Annotated in this window: 12 protein-coding genes; 7 read left to right on the forward strand and 5 right to left on the reverse strand. The window is 43.3% G+C overall.

The window, feature by feature from the left end:
- Positions 1 to 3 precede the first annotated feature (3 nt).
- Positions 4 to 1,356, forward strand: coding sequence for a RagB/SusD family nutrient uptake outer membrane protein (locus tag C7475_RS21510; protein ID WP_158286573.1), 1,353 nt, complete (start codon positions 4 to 6; stop codon positions 1,354 to 1,356).
- 8 nt (positions 1,357 to 1,364) lie between these two features.
- Positions 1,365 to 2,783 carry a TlpA disulfide reductase family protein gene (locus C7475_RS21515; RefSeq protein ID WP_110055472.1) on the forward strand — a complete coding sequence of 473 codons (1,419 nt, stop codon included), beginning with the start codon at positions 1,365 to 1,367 and terminating at the stop codon, positions 2,781 to 2,783.
- A gap of 355 nt (positions 2,784 to 3,138) precedes the next feature.
- Here C7475_RS21515 and C7475_RS21525 read toward each other — a convergent pair whose 3' ends face one another.
- From C7475_RS21525 to C7475_RS21535, 3 genes are all read right to left on the reverse strand, one after another.
- Positions 3,139 to 3,423 carry a hypothetical protein gene (locus C7475_RS21525; protein WP_110055474.1) on the reverse strand — a complete coding sequence of 95 codons (285 nt, stop codon included), beginning with the start codon at positions 3,421 to 3,423 and terminating at the stop codon, positions 3,139 to 3,141.
- 110 nt (positions 3,424 to 3,533) lie between these two features.
- Positions 3,534 to 4,580, reverse strand: a complete 1,047-nt coding sequence (locus tag C7475_RS21530) for a hypothetical protein (RefSeq protein WP_110055475.1) — start codon at positions 4,578 to 4,580, stop codon at positions 3,534 to 3,536.
- A 28-nt stretch (positions 4,581 to 4,608) separates the two neighbouring features.
- Complete coding sequence (locus tag C7475_RS21535) at positions 4,609 to 5,025, reverse strand: MauE/DoxX family redox-associated membrane protein (protein WP_110055476.1); 417 nt, start codon at positions 5,023 to 5,025, stop codon at positions 4,609 to 4,611.
- A 256-nt stretch (positions 5,026 to 5,281) separates the two neighbouring features.
- On the opposite strand from C7475_RS21535, the gene C7475_RS21540 reads away from it, so the two are divergent.
- The 5 genes from C7475_RS21540 to C7475_RS21560 all read left to right on the forward strand — a co-directional run bounded on the left by C7475_RS21540 (position 5,282) and on the right by C7475_RS21560 (position 12,745).
- A complete protein-coding gene (locus tag C7475_RS21540) occupies positions 5,282 to 6,547 on the forward strand; it encodes a Gfo/Idh/MocA family oxidoreductase (RefSeq protein ID WP_110055477.1) in 1,266 nt (421 codons plus the stop codon).
- Between the two features lie 16 nt (positions 6,548 to 6,563).
- The gene (locus C7475_RS21545; protein ID WP_110055478.1) at positions 6,564 to 8,012 is read left to right on the forward strand and encodes a HEAT repeat domain-containing protein; all 1,449 of its coding nucleotides are present in this window, start codon (positions 6,564 to 6,566) and stop codon (positions 8,010 to 8,012) included.
- Positions 8,013 to 8,119: 107 nt separating this feature from the next.
- Positions 8,120 to 8,530, forward strand: a complete 411-nt coding sequence (locus tag C7475_RS21550; RefSeq protein ID WP_146217612.1) for a hypothetical protein — start codon at positions 8,120 to 8,122, stop codon at positions 8,528 to 8,530.
- A gap of 362 nt (positions 8,531 to 8,892) precedes the next feature.
- Positions 8,893 to 11,523: a glycoside hydrolase family 2 TIM barrel-domain containing protein gene (locus C7475_RS21555; protein WP_233259923.1), complete on the forward strand. Its 2,631-nt coding sequence runs from the start codon at positions 8,893 to 8,895 to the stop codon at positions 11,521 to 11,523.
- A 481-nt stretch (positions 11,524 to 12,004) separates the two neighbouring features.
- Positions 12,005 to 12,745: a hypothetical protein gene (locus C7475_RS21560; RefSeq protein WP_110055481.1), complete on the forward strand. Its 741-nt coding sequence runs from the start codon at positions 12,005 to 12,007 to the stop codon at positions 12,743 to 12,745.
- On the opposite strand, the gene C7475_RS21565 is transcribed toward C7475_RS21560, so the two are convergent.
- Together C7475_RS21565 and C7475_RS21570 are read right to left on the reverse strand one after the other, a co-directional pair.
- Positions 12,726 to 13,970, reverse strand: coding sequence for a WcaI family glycosyltransferase (locus C7475_RS21565; protein ID WP_110055482.1), 1,245 nt, complete (start codon positions 13,968 to 13,970; stop codon positions 12,726 to 12,728). The genes C7475_RS21560 and C7475_RS21565 overlap by 20 nt on opposite strands.
- Positions 13,971 to 13,974: 4 nt before the next feature.
- The gene (locus C7475_RS21570; RefSeq protein WP_110055483.1) at positions 13,975 to 15,378 is read right to left on the reverse strand and encodes an undecaprenyl-phosphate glucose phosphotransferase; all 1,404 of its coding nucleotides are present in this window, start codon (positions 15,376 to 15,378) and stop codon (positions 13,975 to 13,977) included.
- Between the last annotated feature and the right edge of the window lie 48 nt (positions 15,379 to 15,426).

Here is a 15,426-nt window from a genome sequence, read left to right on the forward strand (position 1 = left end):
ATGATGAGGCACATACTTTTTTACATAGCTTTAAGTAGTTTACTCTTTGCCTGTACAAAGAAACTGGATGTTAAACCCGACCAGTCCAAAACAGTACCGGAAACAATTGCTGACTTTCAGGCACTATTGGACAATTCTGAGCAGATGAATGTCAATATTCCTTCTTTTGGAGAAGCCGGTTCAGATAATTACTACATTGTTGATGGCCGCTATAATGCCTTAACACAGGCAAGTGAGAGAAACGCCTATATATGGGGGAAAAATATTTTTCCGGTCAATTCTCTCGCGCTTGATTGGGGCGGGAATTACACGAGAGTGAACTATTGTAATCTTGTACTGGAAGGTCTGGAAGATATGACAGAGGACGTAATTGCTCCCGGATACATGAACGCAAAGGGATCTGCATTATTTTTCAGGGCATTTTCTTTTTATACTTTGGCGGAGGAGTTCAGCAAACCTTATGACAGTGCTACAGCCGCTTCTGATCCCGGTATTCCTTTGAGATTGTCTTCAGATATTCAGCGGTTATATCAACGCGCCAGCATACAGGAAACCTACGATCAGATTATAGGCGATCTTACAGCGGCAGTTGAACTTTTGCCAGATATTACTGAATATAAAACACGCCCTTGCAAGGCAGCTGCATTTGCTTTGCTGGCAAGAGTTTTCCTTACGCTGAAAGATTATGGAAAGGCATTGGAATATGCTGGTCTTTCTCTTGCTATTTATGATGATCTGCTGGACTATAATCAGATAGACGGCAGCGGTACATTATCATTCCAATCGCTTAATAAGGACGTATTGTTACATGCTACGTTGTCGAGCACCGGTTTGCTAAGAATAAATTCCACTTATGTTGATTCCTTATTGTACAAGGAGTATGACGATAATGATCTCAGAAAATCACTGTTCTTCCGGCAGGGCGCAAACGGTTTTACATTTAAAGGATCTTATTCCGGAGATGTTTTTGCGCAATTTGGTGGCATAGCTGTAGACGAAATATATCTGATCCGCGCGGAATGTTATGCGCGTAAGGGAGATATAAACAGGTCAATGGATGATGTTAATACATTGCTTAAGACCAGGTGGAAGACAGGAACGTATGAGAATATGACTGCTACTGATCAAACCGAGGCACTGGAAAAAGTGTTGGTGGAAAGAAGGAAAGAGTTGATTTTCCGTGGTCTTCGATGGACAGATCTGAGACGATTAAATAAAGACGCACGTTTTGCGAAGACTATAACCCGAGTAGTGAATGGTATGACTTATCAGTTGGCCCCTAATGATCCCCGTTATGTATATCCTATTCCCGATGACGAAATCAGGTTAAGTGGAATACAACAGAATGATAGATAAAACAAGCTATGTTTAGATATTTATTCGTATTGCTATTGACAGTATTGTCATATTCACCCTCGTTGTCTCAGGACAGAGCGCCCGCCGCTAAATATCAGATAGAAGGCACGGCATTAGATGTCGGCGCTGTTGTACCTGATTTCCGGTTGCGTCAGGTCCTGAATCATAAAGACGAAGAGGTTACTTTGTCCGAATTTCGTGGGAAAGCGATATTGATTGATTTCTGGGCTTCCCACTGTCAGCCTTGCTTTGCCCAGTTTCCCAAATTGAAGGACATACAGGACAAATATAATGAGCATCTCCAGGTTATTACGATTACCAATGACAGTCTCCGGACCGTTACTGAGCTATTCAGGAATATAGGTTACAAAGGATTCAGTTTGTTGACAGCTACCGCAGGACCTAATAATACCAATGATAGTTTGTTCTTTGCATTTCCACACAAATATATCCCGTTTTACGTTTGGATCGACAGGACTGGTGTGTTAAAAGCACTTACAAGTTATGAGGCATTGACTGAGAATAACATTGCGTTGTTAATAAATGGAGGTTCGCTGGATACTATCATTGGAAGACGGGAAAATATTGTATCTGAAGCAGAGCATCCGGCAGTATATTTCTACCAGGAAAGCAATATTGCAGAAAAAATGATGCTGAATGATTCGATCAACGGATTGATCAGCTATTCAATGTTAACAGGTTACAATAAGAAATACCCGCCAAGTTGTGCGTTTGACAGAGGAGGTATCTATGCATACCGCAGAATCCGCGTCTGGAATTTACCTCTGCTGACGATGTTCAGGCTTGCTTATGGGAAAATAGGAAAAGATATTGATGGGCAGGAGCTACTTTCGGTCCCCAGGGTCTTTTTTAATATCAAAGATGAAAAGATAGCACAGAAGCTGGAAGTTAACTTTTCGAAGCCACCTGAAACTACAGGCGATCTGTATTGTTATGACCTTATTAGTGATGAAGCCGGAGAACAGGTTTTAAAGAATCGAATGCAGGAAGACCTTTATAAATATTTTGGCGTCAGGAGTAACATTGTCAGGAGAAGGGTTGCGTGTTATGTGCTGAGTCTGAAGGATAGCAGCAAACTCAAAACAGCAGGCGGAGATAGTTACGCGAAAGCAAACTTATACTTTCTGGAATTAAAGAATACACCGTTCTCCCGGCTGATGGATTATATCAGAAGCTATAATGAAGGAAGTAAAGCGGAAAGATATAGCGGGCTGGAATCTTCCATCATAATAGACGAAACTGGCTTTACCGGCAATATAGATATCAGCATTACAGCAAAAATGAATGATGTGAATGCATTAAATCTGGCGCTAAGCAGGTATGGCCTCGTATTACAAAAGGGAGAACGGTGGATTGACATATTATTACTGGAAGACGCAGTTGTTAATTCTTTATCCCGAAAATAGTGACCGGCTGCGAAGTATTTCTTCGGATGATAACAGAAGCACCACCTTGTGTCTGTGTTACAAATTGGCTGGAGCTTCCTGCAGCTATGTAGCAACATTGGATGACGGCGCTATAGGGGCATTCACTATTAATACTAGGCCCCGACACCGTTGGTACAGTTGAGCATGGATCTACAAAATTGGATTGCTTACTGGTGGCAAATGCAGTAACTCCGCTGAACAACAATGCGATCAGCATGTGATTTAGTTTTAAATGTTTCATGGCTAACTGGATTTAACTGGATCAATGGTGTTTGTTATAACTAAATTAGTCATTATTATCGGTTTCTTTACTATTTAATACCAGCCTGACAATTCATTGTCTTACACCAAAGATCGTTACCATTGCCGACGAGTTCCGCCGGATGGTAATAGTGGATCCTCCCTGACTTTGTGTTACATATTGGGCGGAACTTCCTGCTGAGATGTAACAACATTGGGTACTTATAGAATAGGGGCATTCACTGTTAATGCTTGGCCCTGATGTACTGGGTACGGTAGCGCATATGTCCAATACATTTGCTTGCATACCGGTAGCATATGCGCTTGTAGCGCTCAATAATAAAGCCACCATAACGTGGTTTATTTTAAAACGTTTCATCTTCTGACAAAATTTTGGCTGATATGCATTTATAACAATGCAAGGTTTACAATCAATACCAGGTAAGTCTTATCCATTCGGAAAAAAAATGTAATACCATTCGGGCATTCTCATTTACTCAGGCCGGAGAACTCATAAAGGGCAATGTGGTTAGTATATGTAGCTAGTATTTTCCTGTTAAAGATACAAAATGATTTCAGATGTTGTTTATGTGGAACAGGGAGATGAAAACTTTCAAGATACTTGTCCATATTAGCATTATAGATGTCGATGGCTGTTTCATTTTTGTCTGTTAACACGGTTTCATTATCTGCTTTAATAACACTGTTAACATACAAGCGCCCGTCATACAATTGACTTAAATAGTTGATCAGCATACGGCCGCCTTTGGGCTTATATAACATGTCATCGCTGTTTGTCCTGTTTTTACTCAGGTACTGGATCTGGCTTTGTGTAAACGTGTCAATGGTATGTGCTGTTCGTCCGGAGTTAAAAGCAGTATCAAATATTGTAATGCGGTTATTGTAATTGTGTACATAGTAACAAGCCGCATTTTGCTCATTGTAAAGTAGCATGCCGCCGGATGAAAGATCTTCAGTGAGTTGCGTATTTTTAGTCACTTGTGTAGTAAAGATGTTCAGCTTACAGAACGATTGATCCGTTGAATCGCCCGTGAAATATTTCAGCATGAAAGCTGAATCCGAAATCTGTACTGCATTATTGTAATTCCCAGGTGTAGGTACTACAGCCTGTTTTCCATCCTGTAAATTATATATAAGGATAGACGCTACATTATAGGCGAAAATAAAAACAGCAGGATATCTGACAGCAGTACTGAACCCATTTGTCAGATACGGACTGATTGCAGTATCAATTGGAAGTACGATTGTCTTCAGGAGATTTAATGTAGTATCAGTATAGAAAATTTTATAGGGGTCACTGGTGTGAAAATAGATGTTCCCGTTGCTTAGTCCCGCAATATAGAGTGAACTTTCCACAGGCACACTTTTGACTAATTGAAGCCGGACGCCGGGATTGAATGTTCTGTTAAATCCATGTTTAACATCGTATTGCTGCCGGGATGTACGAACGAGCGCAAACATAAGGCACAGGGCCGCTATAGTAATGAATAAGGTTACAAGTACTCTTGTTGTCATAGGAGTTGTGTCTTTAATAAACGTCGTATTATGCTTTCTGCTTAAACGGAAATGTGAATATGCCGGTAAGTGCGATCAATGAAAAAACGATATTGAACACCAGGTGCTGCTCCCAGTTCATCTGCGACAATATCCCTCCGCAGGAACAGGGAATAAAATAACTGTAATGCAGTATCGCATAGATGTAAAAGGTGAACAGAAGCAGTAGCCCGTACGAAAGATAAAAGCCTTTCATCCTTGTTACAGGAAACATCAGCAAAGCTGTAGTGACCAGCTCTATGGCCGGAATACCCCAGGCAACAATGCCCGCATACCCGGTAACAAAAGGCGATTGGCCCAGTTGATATTTAAAGGTATCGTACTGTAGCAGCTTGCTGATACTGGCATAAGTAAACAGCACAGTTAGTAAAATTGCGGACAATTCAGGTAATGTTTTTTTTAGCATTGTTAGTCAATTTGGATAACAGGAAGCGGGTCAGAGATGGCATAAGTTGTGTATTAATGGTGACGGGGCTTCCAAAATATTTTGTTTATGGGTTATCAGGATGTCATGGTTAACTGTCTGTGTTACATTATAATCCGGTGTCTGGACGAATATAGAAAAATTTTGTCGTAAATGACAATACGCTTATCACAGAAATTCACACTTGCAAAATCATTTTTATATCTTGCTTCCTAGTTTTCAATTTTGATTCACGAAGATGGAGCAGAAAAAGAACCAATCCAGGAGGTCTTTCCTCAGGAATAGCCTTGGCACTGTGGCTGCCTTTACAATTGTACCCCGTCATGTACTGGGACGCGGATACCTTGCTCCCAGCGATCAGCTGACGAAGGGCGTAATAGGTACAGGGCAAATGGGAAAGGGTCATTTCGGATATGGCGGCACCAGGGTAGTAGCTATCTGTGATGTCGACAAACTGCATCTGCAAGAGGCTAAAGCCTTACTGGGTGATGGCGTGAAGACATTTGACGATTACCGGGAACTGATACAATTACCGGAAGTAGATATTGTACACATAGCTACTCCTCCACATTGGCATGGGACGATCGCTATTGAGGCTGCCCGTGCGGGAAAGGATATCTGGTGTGAAAAGCCCATGACCCGTACTATCGGTGAAGGGAAGAGAGTGATAGAAGCCGTGCAGCAATACGGAAGAATGTTCCGTTTAAATACCTGGTTCCGTTTTACGGATAATTTCTATGGTATGAATACGCCGGTGCAGCCCATAAAAAAACTGGTAAGTGCAAGGCTGCTTGGCTGGCCACTGACGGTGACGTTAAGTCGTCATACCGGCTTCGACTGGAAGCAACACTGGATCGGAAAGACGAATCTACCTGTTACTCCCGTGCCTCCGGAGCTGAACTACGACAGGTGGTTAGGTCCGGCGCCCTATAAACCTTATCATCCTCACAGGGTACACCAGCACTTCAGGGGCTATTGGGATTATGACGGGGGCGGTTTGGGAGATATGGGACAGCATTACCTGGACCCTGTGCAATACATATTGGGAAAAGACAGTACAAGCCCTGTTTCTTTAGAAATAGAAGCGCCGCAGCAGCATCCCGATGCTGTTGGTGTGTGGTCGCGGATCACTTATACCTACAGTGACGGTTGTCGCATTATACTTGATGGGGACGGGCGAGATGAGAATGCTGCATTTATTGCAGGGCCTTCCGGAAAGTTATATCCAGGCTTCCGCTCTGATATACCTGATCTTGAGAAAAAGCTTGCAGCCTATCCTGATCCACCGCCACAGGTGACTGATTTTATAGCAGCCGTGCGTGACCGTCAGCGGTTTGCACTGAATGAAGAAAATGGTCACCGTTCCTGTACGCTGGTGAACATGGGAAAGATCGCATTGCAGCTGGGACGTTCGCTTTCATTTGATCCGGAGAAGCAATTGTTTTTACAGGATGAAGGAGCTAACAGATTGATCGATCCGCCTGCACGTGCATCATGGTCATAATCTGATATTTGAAAAGATGAAGAAGTTACTATCCATAGTTTTCCTTTTTTGTTGCATCTGCGTACATGCACAATCTGTACAGCATCCTTATGCAGCGAAGATCAACCGTATACTGAAGCGATTGCCGGCTGCCAGCCAGCAACAACTGGACAGCTGTATGATGCAGGTCGGGTCTTTAGGCGCGGCCGGATTAACTGAAATGGCTTTAATGTTACAACCTCCCGGTAAGGGGGATAATACACGTTTACAATATGCGCTTGCAGGTTATGCTGCCTATGTATCGGCAGGCACGCGCGAGGAAATGCGTAAGACAGCTATCGCCGCATGGTTGAAAGCATTGAAAGTAACGTTGCAACCTGAGAATAAAACATTTTTGATCGAACAATTACAGCTGTTTGGTGATAAGAGTATAGTGCCTGCATTAAAGCCATACTTATTGAACGCACGTTATTGTGATCCGGTTATCCGTGTGTTGACAAGTATAGGAGGTTCTGAAGTGTTGATGGCGTTTGAAGCTGCGTTAGGAAAAGCGAAGGGAGCATGTGAGATCAGTTTGGTGAAGGCGCTCGGCGATCTGCGATACCTGGCCGCAGAAGGAACGATCATCGCAAAAGCGAAATCTGACGATCCCGTTTTAAGAAGAGCCGCCTTATTTGCATTGGCAAATATTGCAAGTGAAGACAGCAAACAGATCATGGAAGCCGCTGTGGATAGGGTAGGGTACGGATATGATAAAACCGGTGCAACAGCAGCATACATGTTGTACGTAGCAAACCTGGGCCATAACTGGCCTACCACACCTGCAATGACAGCAGCTACCAACATCCTGAGAAAATGCAAAGCAGATAGTCTTGTGCATCTTCGTATTGCAGCTTTAAAAATAGTTACAGATCTGTTATTGGATGATGATGCCACCGGTACGTTAATAATGGCGGTGGACAATAAAGACGAGGAGTATCGTGCAGCAGCGCTTGTGCTGGCCATAAAACACATGAATGCCGCGAATGCAGAACGCTGGATACAGAAAGCAGAACGAGCCGACGGGCGTAAGAAAGCAGCGATCATTACAATGCTGGCAAACAGTAAACAACGTGCCGCAATATCTTTATTTACAAAAGCGTTAAAAGAGAGTGATCCGCAGGTAAGAACAGCTGCGGTCAATGCAGCGGGACAATTACAAAGTATAGAAATGCTTAGCCCACTCCTGGCTATGATGAATACTGCAGATAGTGCGACTACAAAATCAATAGGAGACATTCTGCTGAATATCAGGAGCATAGAAGTGCCCGGCCGTATTGCTGTTGCAATGCAAGATGCGCCGCCGTTTGCACAGCTCACGCTGCTGGCAGTATTGGCGCAAAAGCAGGCGACCGGACAGGAAAAGCAGATCAGGCAATTGCTGAACAGCCCTGATCCGGCTGTTGTACAGGCCGCAAAGTCAACACTGACGGCTATCGGGCGATAGCCGCTTTTATGGCATCCTATTTGATATTTAATGTTTAATCAATATCTAAATAACAGTTCATTCTATTATATCAATCTATATTTTAATCACTATCAATCGGCTCTATTATGAAATCACTTTTGCTTCTGCCAATGCTGATGCTGGGGATACTATTCACTAGTTGCACCAAAGAAAATATCACCCAGGAAGTAGTTATACCTAACAAGACTATTCAGTACGTAATTGATAAAGACCAATGGCAATTTGATTCAAGATCACAAACCCAATATGTAGATATTCCAGTTCCGGAAATAGATGACTACGCGAATCAGAATAGTGGTATACTGGTATATATTTCAGAAGATCAGGAAACCTGGGAAGCCATTCCTGATGTGTTAAACGGATCTACGTTCATTTACAGGTATACTAATGGCAGACTGTTTATCGAAGTACAGAATGCTGATGGAACAGTCACTCCGGCACCTGATTATACAATCTATGCAAAGGTTGTAATTGTAGAATCGGATCCTATTGAATAATATAAAGTCACATGTAAAAAGGGGGAAGGCGATCATATCGATTTCTCCTTTTTTTGTGCCCGTTCATAGAGCTAACCTTCAGGTAAGCAGTATACTATAGGAAACCGGGTTCTTTCAGTTGTTCAATGCTGTATCTTTGTAAAGGTTTATTAATGCTGCTTGACAGCATAGTATAACAGTTGTAGGTTTAAACAGTTGCTGGTTTAGTCTTATACCGGCATTTTTTTTAATATCCTTTCGCGTTTCTGGCTTACCGTCTATCCAATATTAACCTGCCTGTATTTTGAATTTGCACTTTCAACCTCTATTTTTGTCTGAACAGTGAACAGGGGGCTCACTGCCTATAAACTTTCATGCATCTTATGGTTCGAAAATTATTGAATGCAACAGGTCTTTTATTAGCACCTTTTTTACCGTTGGCAGCACAAAGCCAATATGAACTGAACAGTGGATGGCAATGTAGCAATATTGCAAAGGTCACTGTTAAGGGTGAAGCGCTTTCTGCGCCTTCCTACAAACTTTCAGGCTGGCTGCCGGCTACTGTACCGGGTACAGTGTTAACTACACTGCTGAATAACAAGCTGGTGCCTGATCCTTTCTATGGAATGAATAACCAGCATATCCCGGACATTTATACCACAGGAAGAGATCATTATACTTACTGGTTTGTAAAGGACTTTACTGAACAGAAACCCGGCGCTGACGGCCAGGTATGGGTACATTTCAGAGGGGTGAATGACGGTTGTGACATTTATCTGAATGGTCACCGCCTGAATGCAAATACTCATTTTGGAACGTATCTGCGTCATTCTTATAACATTACACCATGGCTGGCTAAAGATGGCAAAAACCGCCTGGCTGTAGTCGTTTATCCTCCTGCTGTAGTTGGAAATCCGAACGGCGGCCAGGGTGGCGATGGTACCATTGCAAAGAATGTAGGACCGCAATATACTGCAGGTTGGGACTGGATCCAGCCAATGCGTGACCGTAATACCGGTATCTGGGATAAGGTGACCATTGAAAAGACCGGCGCTGTACGTATTAAAGATCCGCAGGTGATTACAAAAGTGCCCGGAGTAAGATTACCGGAAGGCGAGCAGGCGTCTGCCAACATCCTGGTGGCTGCTACACTGGAAAATGCAACTTCAAAAACTGTAGAAGGTACACTGCGTTATAAACTGGCAGGAAACACTGTTTCCAAAAAGGTTACACTGGCGCCGAATGCTACTACAACGGTACAGTTGCCGGATATGGAATTAAAACAACCGGAGCTCTGGTGGCCAAGTGGTTACGGTGCTCAACACCTGTATAACCTCCAGCTTGAATTTGTGGACAACGCTGGTGTAGATGATACTGAAGATATCAGCTTCGGTGTAAGGGAAATACAAACTTATTGGAATGCACACACCAACAGCCGTGAAACAGCTGTAAATGGCCAGAAGATCTTTATTAAAGGCGGTAACTGGATCACCTCCGATGCGATGTTCCGTTTCAGCAAAGAGCGTTATGATGCGGAGATACGTTTCCACCGTGATATGAACCTGAACCTGATCCGTATCTGGGGCGGAAGCCTGACCGAAAGGCCGGAATTCTATGAAGCCTGCGATAAATATGGGTTGCTGGTTTTCCAGGACTTCTGGATGTCAGGCGATTGTAACGGAAGATGGGTAGATCCTATGAAGAAAGAGGATCAGTGGACCCGCCGTCAATATCCTGACGATCATAACCTGTTCATTGAATCTGTGGCCGATCAGATCAAAATGCTGCGTAACCATGCTTCACTGGCTTTCTGGTGCGGTGGTAACGAGATCACGCCTCCGGCGGATATTCTGGCAGCTATCAAGGATTCCTTACTGCCTTCGCTGGACAATACCCGTTTCTTCTTCCATTATTCTAATACCGACAGTATGTCTTACAATACTTTAGGCGGTAATGGCGATGGTCCTTACAATATACAGCCCTTATCCGTTTTCTGGAACGAGCGCACATTCCCTTTCAACTCGGAAGTGGGTTCCGTTGGCGTGGGTGATTATGAATCACTTGAGCGTTTTATACCGGCTGCAAATATGAAAGTACCGCAGAATATGAAGGGTGGGGTGGATTCCGTATGGGATTATCATAAGTACATCCCTTACTTCAACTTTGTAGATCCATATGGTAAGGCAAAAGATGTAAAGGACTTCGCCAATAAGGCGCAGCTGGTGAATTATGACCAGTACCGCGGCCTGATGGAAGGCTTCAGTGCCCATATGTGGGATTGGTATACAGGTGTGATCATCTGGAAGACCCAGAACCCATGGACAGCTTTACGTGGTCAGATGTATGATTATTACCTGGACCCCAATGCCTGTTTATATGGAAACCGTACCGGCGCTACTCCGCTGCACGTTATGTGTAATCCTGTAGATGGTACTATATATACCGTAAATAACACCTTCAGGTACCATTCCGATGTTATGCTGGAACTCAGTGTATATAACATGAAGGGAGAGAAAAAGCAGCTTACACAAGTATTTACTGAGATCAGCCCCAAAACGGTACAGAAGTATCTCTCTGTGAAGGGAGCGATGGATAAAATGGGCGCGAAAGAGGGGATGTTCCTGTCAGCTCGTTTAAGGGATAAAGATCAGCAGATCATAGATGATAACCTGTATTGGTTCCCTGATAGTACCGGTAATTACTCCGGCTTACAGAAAATGCAGGCGGCGAAAGTACAGATAGTGGCACAAAAGGCTGGTCCTGACAGTATTAGGGTGAAGATCAGCAATCCGGCCAATGGCCCTGTTGCGTTCTTTAGCAGGGTATCGCTGGTAGATAGCAAAACAAAGAAGCGCATTCTGCCTGTTTTCTATAACGACAACTATGTATCGGTGTTACCTGGAGAAGAGAAAGTTGTGACCATCAGTGGTGATGCGATTGGAAAAAGTGGTAATGCGGTTGTTACCGTTGCAGGATGGAACGTATCTGAACAAACGATCAGTATCGGTAAATAGAATTGATCACTTTTATAAGATTTCAGGGCCGGAAATAGCATTCCGGCCCTTTTTCATTTTATGCGAAAAAGGGGTACTTTTTACCCTTTTAGCTGGGAAAAAGGCCTCCCTGTCCACTAAAAGTGAAAAAAAATTATAGGCTGGATTTGAGCCTGCAAGTCCTTGTTAATGATAGATATTACATGGTTTTTCTATCTGGTTCTACGATATGGTCTTCACACATTATTAATATAAAAAAATATTAATAAATAAACTATTTACTATATTTATTACTCGAATTACACCTTTTGCAACTATTATGCCAACATTGAGATTGTCGTTTTTATCTGATTTAAGAGATTTTTCGGTTGTCCGGAGTATCAGGTTCTGGTCAGCCAGCAACAGGTGTATCCTAATAGAGCCATTTAAACGGAATCTTATTTCAAAATATTGTTTGAAATATTATAATAATACTATTAAGAGTTTTGATGAACATTCAGCAATGCGGCAATATTTCCTATTAGCATTTATTGGTTTTTCAGCGTTATTAGTAGGATGCGGTAGCGGTGGATCCACCACTGGTGGAGGCGTATGCCCTACTCAAAATCTTACGATCAATTCTAACGCTCCTCTGGGCCAGAATGGCGTCCTGAAATTATCTGTTTTTGGCGTTTCTGAGCCTAAGACCTTTACATGGTCACGCTCTGACGGTTGGAGTTCTAATGAAAAAGAACCACAAATACCAAATCCGCCAAAGGGAACTCAGACCTACACACTCACTGTAACAACAAATGGTGGATGTACTTATACGGCTACATCCAGCCCGATCGTTGTAACTGGTCCATGGAACCCTTGCGGTCTTGATAGTAACGTGGTAGAAATTGATCCGTTTTCCAATATCTCTTTTATAGATATAGATGGAAGACCTAACGGAAACAATTATCTGATTCAGGCCAACAATAACAACCTGGCGATCGCTGACTTTGAATTCAATGGCAACCAACCTCCAGCTGAAGGTCAGTATGCAGTGCAGACTGGTACTGGCGACGTTCAACCGGGTAAGGCAAGGGTGTCAGTGAAAATCACTACACAGCAGCCTTTTACTGCAACTGAAGGTACCGTGTATGTGGCGGTGGACGGAACAGTTACATTAGTCAGCTTTTGTAACGTGAAGTTCATTTCTAACAATGCCGGAGCGACCAACGCTACAGGTGGTGCGAACCTTAAGTGGAGACCGAAGTAAATATTGCCCGATCCAAACGGGACATTATTTTATCAATAGCCAAATAATTGAGAGCATATTGCCGGGCATTCCTGGCGATATGCTCTTGTCTTTTATTGATGGCCGTACAGATACCTTCCTTTAGGGCGTTCCTGTCTTCTGCTGCTATTACAATCCCTATATTATTGTCTTTTACCAGTGTATGTAAGCTGGTATCTTCATTCGCTGTCACCAATGCAAGCCCGCCCACTGCCAGTATAGTTGTCAGTTTAGAAGGCATCACGAGGTCGCCGGCACTGGCTTTCTGAATGACCAGGTGCACATCTGCCATATTCAGAAAACGGTTAAACCTGTCAAACGGTTCCGGGTCACGGAAATGAACATTACTCAGTTGCAATTCCGTAGCGTGTTGCCTGAGTTGCTCCCGGTAAGGACCAGCACCACATATCAGGAATTTGACATGTGTCTGTTCCTTCATCATGGCGGCTACATAAAGGATAGCCTCCAGCCCCTGCTTTTCTCCGATAGCACCGGCATGTAATATCACCTTGTCAGTTACTGCAAATCCATATTCCGTTTTTATCTGTTCTCTTCCGGTCAGCGGATGAAACAGATCTACGTCTACCCAATTCGGAAAAAAGGATATAGACCGCCCTGTTTTTTCTGCTACCTTTTTCATCATGCCGTCAGAAATACTGCTGACAACATCCGCATGGCGTAGTATATATTTTTCCATCCCGAACAATGACCTTAACAGGAAAGAGGAAGAGATCATTTTCAGATCGCGGGCCGCTTCGATCTGAAGGTCTTGTATATGATAAAGAAACCTGGCGCCACGTAGCTTCTTATACAGGGTAGCCAGCAGTCCCAGATGAAAGGGCGGTGCTACTACCACCACAACATCTACACTACGTGTGAATAACAGCTGTAATAATTTAACCGATGCAGACATCGCAAAGGTGAAGTCCATCAGGAGCCGCTTCTTTCCCGAGGGCTTGGAAGGAATGTACTGCGGGCACCTGTAAACAGTGACGTTATTATTTTCAGCGACCTCCTTTCTGAACCAATACCTGCTTTTCTCATAAGGAGATTGGACTTTCCATTGGGGGTAGTGGGGAAACGATGTAATAACAGTACAATCATAGCCATTATTTGCCAGCCATCTGATCATCTCCCCGTTATATTTTCCTATTCCTGTAAGTTCCGGTGCGAAATTGCCACCTATCAATAATAAACGTTTAGGCATATCGTCAATAGGCGTTTTTATCTCCTTTTATCATATTCATCATTGTCTGGAAAATGATCTGGCAATCCAGCCAGAAGCTATAATTTTCTATATACCAGATATCCATGTCTACACGTTTCTGCATTTGCCCTGAGAAACGGGTTTCTCCCCTGCAGCCATTCACCTGCGCCCAGCCGGTAATACCAGGTTTCACCATCTGTCTCAGCATATAATGTTCCACAGTTTCCCTTGCCTCTATATGAAGGGGTGTTGCGTGTGGACGTGGTCCTACGAAAGACATATTGCCGATCAATACATTAATGCATTGTGGCAATTCATCCAGGTTTGTCTTACGCAGAAACCGCCCTATGCTTGTTACGCGCTGGTCGTCTCGTGTAGCCTGCAGGAACTTCCCGTTTTCGTCCACTTCAGACGCCTGCACTTTCATGGAGCGGAATTTATAACAGGTGATCTTTTTATTTTTCAGTCCCCATCTTTCCTGCTTAAAGAGCACAGGCCCTTTGGAAGTCAACTTTATCAGTATCGCGATCAATACAAAAAGCCAGCTGAATGCTATAAAGATGAACAGTGTAAGACCGATGTCAAACGCACGTTTCAGACGCTGATGGCCTGGATCGTCCAATGCGAATGACCGGATGTTCACCAGGGGGATAGTGCCCAGCAGATTCATACTGGTGGTGGATGTGCAGTATTGGTGTACATCCGCAATGATCTTTACTCTTTTAGCTGCTCTTTCGCTTGCCATAATGATGTCCGCTGTTTGCTCCTTTGCAGTTTCGGGAAGCGCTACTATCACATCGTCAATCTCATTGGATTCAAGGATGTGTGTCAGCTCAGAGAGCTTACCGAGATAACGGCCGTTTATCTGTGCATTGGTGTGATCATCTACAAAACCGACACAGTTATAACCGAAATGATTATTAGTTGTGATCGTATGATAAAAGTTCATTCCTGTTTGTCCTGTACCAACGATCAGTACGTTCTTGGGATTGGCGTGCTGCGACCTCCAGCGTAGCAACAACTTCTTTACAATATACTTGGTCGTAATAATGCCTGTAAATAAGTAACCGCCATATAACAGCGTGAACGTACGCGGATAAGGATAAGACTTAAAAAAGTAAAAGAACAGGAATGAAAATACACAAACGTGCAACAAGACATTCTTAAGTATAGCTACAAACTCAAATGAGAATGAAGCTGTTTTCTGATAGTCGTCGTATAAACGGAGTGATGTACCTGTTACCGTCCATGTAATGAGACTAGCCATCAGTAAGAAAATATTGAAGTCCGACAGGAACACATCTCCTTTGGCTGCAATGTATTGTCGTGTTAACAGAAACGCGGCAGTCAATACTATATAATCAACAGTCTGCCTCAAAAACTGACTTGCATGAATACGATGTTTCATATGGATGCCGGTTTATACGCGTTAGGATATAGTCGATGATAAATGGTT

The organism is Chitinophaga sp. S165, assembly GCF_003182155.1.
GTDB lineage: Bacteria > Bacteroidota > Bacteroidia > Chitinophagales > Chitinophagaceae > Chitinophaga.

Excerpts from the sequence above, each read along its gene's own strand:
- C7475_RS21510 (WP_158286573.1), top strand. The coding sequence starts at position 4 with ATGAGGCACATACTTTTTTACATAGCTTTAAGTAGTTTACTCTTTGCC.
- C7475_RS21515 (WP_110055472.1), top strand. The coding sequence starts at position 1,365 with ATGTTTAGATATTTATTCGTATTGCTATTGACAGTATTGTCATATTCA.
- C7475_RS21525 (WP_110055474.1), bottom strand. The coding sequence starts at position 3,423 with ATGAAACGTTTTAAAATAAACCACGTTATGGTGGCTTTATTATTGAGC.
- C7475_RS21530 (WP_110055475.1), bottom strand. The coding sequence starts at position 4,580 with ATGACAACAAGAGTACTTGTAACCTTATTCATTACTATAGCGGCCCTG.
- C7475_RS21535 (WP_110055476.1), bottom strand. The coding sequence starts at position 5,025 with ATGCTAAAAAAAACATTACCTGAATTGTCCGCAATTTTACTAACTGTG.
- C7475_RS21540 (WP_110055477.1), top strand. The coding sequence starts at position 5,282 with ATGGAGCAGAAAAAGAACCAATCCAGGAGGTCTTTCCTCAGGAATAGC.
- C7475_RS21545 (WP_110055478.1), top strand. The coding sequence starts at position 6,564 with ATGAAGAAGTTACTATCCATAGTTTTCCTTTTTTGTTGCATCTGCGTA.
- C7475_RS21550 (WP_146217612.1), top strand. The coding sequence starts at position 8,120 with ATGAAATCACTTTTGCTTCTGCCAATGCTGATGCTGGGGATACTATTC.
- C7475_RS21555 (WP_233259923.1), top strand. The coding sequence starts at position 8,893 with ATGGTTCGAAAATTATTGAATGCAACAGGTCTTTTATTAGCACCTTTT.
- C7475_RS21560 (WP_110055481.1), top strand. The coding sequence starts at position 12,005 with ATGCGGCAATATTTCCTATTAGCATTTATTGGTTTTTCAGCGTTATTA.
- C7475_RS21565 (WP_110055482.1), bottom strand. The coding sequence starts at position 13,970 with ATGCCTAAACGTTTATTATTGATAGGTGGCAATTTCGCACCGGAACTT.
- C7475_RS21570 (WP_110055483.1), bottom strand. The coding sequence starts at position 15,378 with ATGAAACATCGTATTCATGCAAGTCAGTTTTTGAGGCAGACTGTTGAT.